Origin of the sequence: Motilibacter deserti (assembly GCF_011250635.1) — a bacterium.
Taxonomy (GTDB): Bacteria; Actinomycetota; Actinomycetes; order Motilibacterales; family Motilibacteraceae; genus Motilibacter_A; species Motilibacter_A deserti.
Window position 1 is genome coordinate 1 of sequence record NZ_JAANNP010000109.1, and the last position, 5,811, is coordinate 5,811.

Here is a 5,811-nt window from a genome sequence, read left to right on the forward strand (position 1 = left end):
CGCAAGCGCGTCACGGTGGTCTACCGCCCCTACGCCGCCTACGAGGCGGCCGCCATCGCCGACGCCGACGTCCGCACGGCGAACACCCTCGCCACGGCCCGCCGCGGGCAGGCCGCAGCGGGCGAGACGGCGGCGATCCGCGCGACCCGGCAGACCGCCGAGGAGCAGGCCGCCGGCGCCGGGCTCGTGCGCCAGTCCGTAATGGTCACCGTCACGATGTCCGACCCCAAGCGGCTCGGTCAGGCAGCGGAGATCGTCGACCAGCTCGGCGCCTCCTCCCGGCTGCAACTGCGCCGCTGCTTCGGCTCCCAGGACAGCGCGTTCGCCGCTGCCCTCGGCGTCGGCGTCGTGCTGGCCAAGCACGTCGCGATGCCCGACGTCTTCCGCAACGGCCTCTAAGCCCTTCCAGGAACAGGGGAACGCATGTCGAAGAAGCTCACATCGCTGGAAGAGGCCGACGCCGTGGTGTCGGCCCGCATCGGCGGCGGGCGCCGCCACCGGCGGGCCTCCCGTCGCGATTCCACCGGCATCACCGCCACTGCGAAGGCGACGAGCAAGCGCCAGCTGCGCAAGGCCGCCAAGCAGGTGAACAAGGCCCCGAAGGCCGCCCCGGCGAGCCTGGCCAAGCGTCCGCGGCTGACCGCGCGCGGGTTCGCCGGCCGCGGGCTGGGCCGCGCGTCCTACGTGGAAGCTCCCCCCGAGTGGCGCGGCACGACCGTGCAAGCGTGCGGGCTCTACCCGTTCGTCGTCGGCGCGTCCACGCCGATGGTCGGAGTCCCGATCGGCCCGTCGCTCTCGACCGGGGCGACAGTGTGCTGCGACCCGATCAACTGGTTCCAGCGCGCCAAGCTCATCTCCAACCCCTCCATGTTCGTGCTCGGCCTGCCCGGCCTCGGCAAGTCAACGCTCATCCGCCGCCAGGTCCTCGGCCTCGCCGCGCAAGGCGTCACCCCGCTCGTGCTGGGCGACCTCAAGCCCGACTACGCCGACCTCGTGCGCGAGCTCGGCGGGCAGGTCGTCCGCCTCGGGCGCGGCCTCGGCTCGCTCAACGTCCTCGACGCCGGCGCGCTCGACGAGGCCGCCGACCTCCTGCAGGCCGCCGGGATGCACCGGCGCGCGGACCGGCTGCGCGAGGAGGCCCACGGCCGCCGGCTCAACATGGTCGACGCGCTGATCCTGCTCGCCCGCCAGTCCTCCACCACCGACACCGAGCGGACCGTGCTGTCCGCCGCGCTGCGGCTGCTGGCCGAGCGCCGCGCCGACGCCGCCGCCTACGAGGGCACGTCCGAGGCGCCGCTGCTCTCCGACCTGGTCGCGGTGCTCGAGGAAGGGCCGGAGACGGTCCGGCTCCCGACGCTCGACCGTGGCAACGTCGACCGCTACCGGCTCGCCGTCGAGCCGCTGCAGAAGTCCCTGCTGGCCCTGATCGAAGGTCCGCTCGGGTCGGTGTTCGCCCGCCCCACCACCGAGCGCATCCGGCTGGACTCCACCGCCGTCTGCGTCGACGTGTCCGGGATCAGCGCCAACGACACCGCGCTGCAGGCCGCCGTGCTGCTCGCCTGCTGGAACGAGGGGTTTGGCGCCGTCGAGGCCGCCAACGAGCTGGCCGACGCCGGCCTCGCCCCCCCAGCGCCGCTACTTCGTGGTCATGGACGAGCTGTGGCGGGTGCTGCGCTCGGGCGCCGGGATGGTCGACCGCGTCGACTCCGTCTCCCGGCTCAACCGCCAGGAGGGCGTCGGGCAGGCGTACTGCTCGCACTCGATGGCAGACCTGAAGTCCATGCAGGACCCGGCGGACATTGCCAAGGCCAAGGGCCTGGTCGAGCGGGCTGGGATCGTCGTCGTCGCCGGGCTGCCGCCGGCCGAGCTCAAGGAGCTGGCCGAGGTGGTCGGCTTCACCCAGGCCGAGGTCGAGACCGTCACCTCGTGGTCGACGCCGCGCGGCTGGGACGAGGGCGAGGGGCCGGCTCAGAGCGCCGAGGAGAGGGAAGGCGGCGAGGAGAGCGGCGGGGACGCCAAGCCGGGCAGTGAGCCGCCCGGCCGCGGGAAGCTGCTCATCAAGGTCGGCCAGCGGCCCGGTATCCCGGTGCAGCTGCACCTCACCCGCGCCGAGCGGCGCAGCGCGGTCCACAACACCAACAAGCGGTGGGACCTGACCAAGCCGGGCGGCGCCGGGCTGGCGCCCACGCTCGACCTGACAAAGGTCGAGGCCGAGCGCGCCGGGGCGGTGGCCTGATGGCGACGGCCCGGCCCACCCCGACCATCTCTCCGCGCGGTGCCGGCGGCGGCGAGGGCGGCATCTTCATGCTGCTCGGCGGCTTCGCCCTCGTCTTCGGCGCGTCGGTCTCCCTGTGGGTCTCCGCAGGGCTCACCGGCGCGTGGGCCGCGCACTCCGGCGGCCACGGCTGGGCCTGGCAGCCCGGGCCGTTCTCGCCGCTGCTCGCGATCGACTTCGCCCGCCACTCCGACACCTACCTGACGGGCAAGGGCGTGTGGGCGGGCACCGACCTCCGCCAGCTCGTCGGCGTCGCCGTGGCCGTCCTGGCCGCGATCGCCGTGCCGCTGCTCCTGCTCGTCCGCTCGTTCACCAAGGCCTCGCGGCGGGCGCCCGACCCGGGCCGGCTCATGGCCACCGTCGAGGACGTCAAGCACCTGACCCAGCCCGAGCTGGCGAAGCGGGCCGCGTCGCTACGCCCGTCGCTGGCCGGGATCAAGCCCAAGAACCTCACGCCCGCACAGGTCGGGTTCACCCTCGGACGGCTCGCGCGCGTTGGCCGCCGGCTGCAGGGCTCGTGGGAGGACGTCGTCCTTCTGTTCATGGCGCCCCGCTCGGGCAAGACGACGGTGTTCTCGATCCCGCTCACGCTCGAGGCGCCCGGCGCCGTGGTGCAGACCTCGAACAAGTCCGACGGCTGGGCCGCCACCGCCGCGCTACGCGCCAAGGACACCGGCGAGCGCGTGTGGACGTTCGACCCCCAGCAGATCGCCCGCGTCCCGCAGACCTGGTGGTGGGACCCGCTGCGCGCGGTCACCACGGTGGAAGAGGCCGAGCGGCTGGCCGCCCACTTCATCAACGTCACCGGCACAGACACCAAGGACGACATCTGGAAGCAGTCCGGCGCTGAGCTCGTCGCGTCCCTGCTGCTCGCGGCCGCCGTGTCCGGCGGCACGCTCGCCGACGTCTACAAGTGGGTCACCCAGGAGAACAGCCCCCTCCCCGCGCAGCTGCTGCGCCAGGCCGGCTGGGACGCCATCGCCTCCTCCCTGGACGGCACGCGCACGATGGCCGAGGAGACCCGCTCCGGCGTCTTCTTCAACGCCCGCTCCGCGCTGGCCTGCCTGCGCAACCCCGAGATCACCGCGTGGGTCACCCCGCCGACCAGCGCGAACGCCGACAGCATCGAGGAGTTCGACGCCACGGCGTTCCCCACGTCTCGCCAGACGCTCTACCTGCTGAGCAAGGACGGCGGCGGCTCGGCCGCCCCGCTGGTGGCCGCGCTGACCGACCGGGTGCTCCGCGAGGCCGTCGCGGCGGCCGAGCGGCGCCGCGGTGGGCGTCTGGACGCGCCCATGCTCGTGATGCTCGACGAGGCCGCCAACATCTGCCGGATCGGGGACCTGCCGCAGCTCTACTCCCACCTCGGGTCGCGCGGGATCGTCGTGCTCACGGTGCTCCAGTCCTACGCCCAGGGCGTCGGGGTGTGGGGCGAGACCGGGATGAAGGCGCTCTGGGGCGCCGCCACGTTGAAGGTGATCGGCTCCGGCATCCAGGACCCCACGTTCGCCGAGGACCTGTCCAAGCTCGTCGGGGACTACGACTACACCTCGGTGTCGGTCAGCCGAGGCGACGGGAAGTCCAACCGCTCCCGCTCGGTGCAGACGCGGCGCATCCTTCCTGCGTCCGACATCTCGGCGCTGCCCAAGTGGCGCACGATCGTCTTCTCGACCGGCGCCAGGCCGGCGCTGGTGCGCTCGCTGCCGTTCTTCGAGGGACCGCGCAAAAACGAGATCGGCGCGGCGCAGAAGGCAGCCGAGGCCCAGATCGAGGCCGCCGCCCAAGGAGCGGCGGCATGAGCGACCTAGAGCCTCTGGACGGGCTGGGCGACGTGGAGCCGGCGGGCGGGGTCGACGAGCCGGCCCCGCTGGGCGAAGCCGTCGAGGCCGGCCCGGTCGTGAGCAGCCTGAGCGAGGCCGGCGGGTGGCTGTTCCACCTGCAGACCCAGGTAGACGACCTCGACGAGCTGGTCAACGCGGCGCTCGGCAACGCCCGCCCGGGTGCTGCGGCGGAACGCCCGGCGCTGCCCGCTCAGCCGCCGGTCAAGCCCGGCGACGAGTGGGAGACCTACTACCGCGACGTCGAAGAGTTCGTCAACGAGTTCTTCGTGCTCGCCTTCGCCCGCACCCTGGGCGGCAACGCCCTGTGGTGCGACCGCTGGTGGGACCACCCGGAGGCCGTGCTCCGGCTCGAGGGGCTCTGGCGCACGTTCGAGACCTCCCGCCGGCAGCCGGAGAACGGTGGCCCGATCTTCCTCGCGCTGGTCGACCACCATCTGCCGATCCTGCTCAGCGCGGCCGGGCCGTTCTCGGCCTGCGGCGGCTCCGGCCACAACCCGCCGCCGCCGCTTCCCTCGGTCCTGGCCCCGGCCGGGCACTGGGCGCCGATGGCCACCTCGGCCGGGACCGGCTCGTGAAAGCCGAGCCAGTGGGCGCGCAACCCGTGTCGCCGGCGCTCGCGCCCGGCGACTACACGTTCGTGACCCTCTCCCCCGCCGTGCCGCCGACTGGCGGCCCGACACCGGACACGGCCGCCGACGTGCTGTTCGCCCTCGCCCTGCTCGTCATGGCGTTCTGCGCCTTGGCCTTCGCGTGGTGGCTGGCCTTCGCCCGCCGCAACCGCTGCGGCTTCTGACCGGCGCCCGGCCACCGGCCGGGCGGCCCCCCGCTTCACCCGCTCATGCCGATCGTCCCTCGCCCGTTGGGAGAGCGCCCATGTCCACTAGTCACCTCGAGATGCAACCGGCGGCGGAGGAGCCCGTCGCGGCCGCCGGCACCAGGGTCGTCCAGCTCGTCAGCGTGGTCGCTATGGCGGCCGAGACCGCCGCGCAGGTCGCCGCCCGCCGCGCCGCTCTCAAGGCCGAGCGGGACCAGGCCGAGGCCAACGCGATCCGGGCCGACCTGGAAGCGCGGCGCGGCGCCGCGCAGGCCGCCTGGGCGCCCCTGCTCGACCCCGCCGGCTACGGCGGCACGACCGTCCTCGACGCCGGGCGGGCCTGGGCCGCGGCGCAGGCCTGGAGCCCGGACCCCGAGGCCGAGCGCGCAACCACCCTGGCCGAGGACCGGCTGCGCGAGCTGCGCCCGGACGTGATGGAGCGCTACGACCGGCTCCGCGCCCAGGGCACCCACCCGGTCGACGCGATGACCCGCGTCGCTCCCTACTTCGACGCCCCGCCTGTCCGCGTCGCCGACCCCGTCACCCGGCCCGCCGGGCTCGCGCCCGACCAGGCCACCGGCGGCGTCGTGCTGCTGGCCGACGCCGACCGGCAGACGGCGCGCTTCCCGCACGTGACCGACGCGCCGACCACGGCCCCAGCCGCCACCGGGCCAGCGCCGGACGCACCGCCGCCGGCCCCGCGTCCGGTCGATCAGCAGGCCCTGCAGGCGCTGCGCTCCCGCGCCGCGGAGCTGCCCAACGCGACAGTCGCCACCGCGCTCAGCGTGTGGGACCACGCCCGCACGACGCTTCCCCTCGAGGCCGCCCGCCCATTCATGGCGCAAGCCGAGCAGCGCCTGGACCAGCTCGCCCCCGACGTC

6 protein-coding genes and 1 pseudogene are annotated in these 5,811 nt (G+C 74.3%); all 7 read left to right on the forward strand.

The features are described 5' to 3' along the window. Window positions 1-399 (forward strand): SCO6880 family protein (locus G9H71_RS20670; protein WP_231135195.1); only part of this gene is annotated, 399 nt, incomplete at its 5' end. A gap of 24 nt (window positions 400-423) precedes the next feature. After that, window positions 424-2,031 (forward strand): hypothetical protein, encoded by a 1,608-nt coding sequence (locus G9H71_RS20675; RefSeq protein ID WP_196792331.1) that lies wholly within the window; start codon window positions 424-426, stop codon window positions 2,029-2,031. A gap of 55 nt (window positions 2,032-2,086) precedes the next feature. Then, complete coding sequence (locus tag G9H71_RS23165) at window positions 2,087-2,236, forward strand: hypothetical protein (protein WP_196792332.1); 150 nt, start codon at window positions 2,087-2,089, stop codon at window positions 2,234-2,236. Further along, window positions 2,236-4,074 (forward strand): type IV secretory system conjugative DNA transfer family protein, encoded by a 1,839-nt coding sequence (locus G9H71_RS20680; RefSeq protein WP_166284671.1) that lies wholly within the window; start codon window positions 2,236-2,238, stop codon window positions 4,072-4,074. The genes G9H71_RS23165 and G9H71_RS20680 overlap by 1 nt, the downstream gene beginning before the upstream one ends. After that, on the forward strand, window positions 4,071-4,691 hold the full coding sequence (locus G9H71_RS20685; protein ID WP_166284672.1) for a DUF4913 domain-containing protein: 621 nt from the start codon (window positions 4,071-4,073) through the stop codon (window positions 4,689-4,691). The genes G9H71_RS20680 and G9H71_RS20685 overlap by 4 nt, the downstream gene beginning before the upstream one ends. Before the next feature lie 11 nt (window positions 4,692-4,702). Continuing rightward, entirely contained in the window at window positions 4,703-4,909 is a 207-nt protein-coding gene (locus G9H71_RS20690) for a hypothetical protein (RefSeq protein ID WP_166284673.1), read from the forward strand. Between the two features lie 80 nt (window positions 4,910-4,989). Further along, window positions 4,990-5,811: pseudogene (locus G9H71_RS20695) on the forward strand (hypothetical protein); the annotation flags it as partial.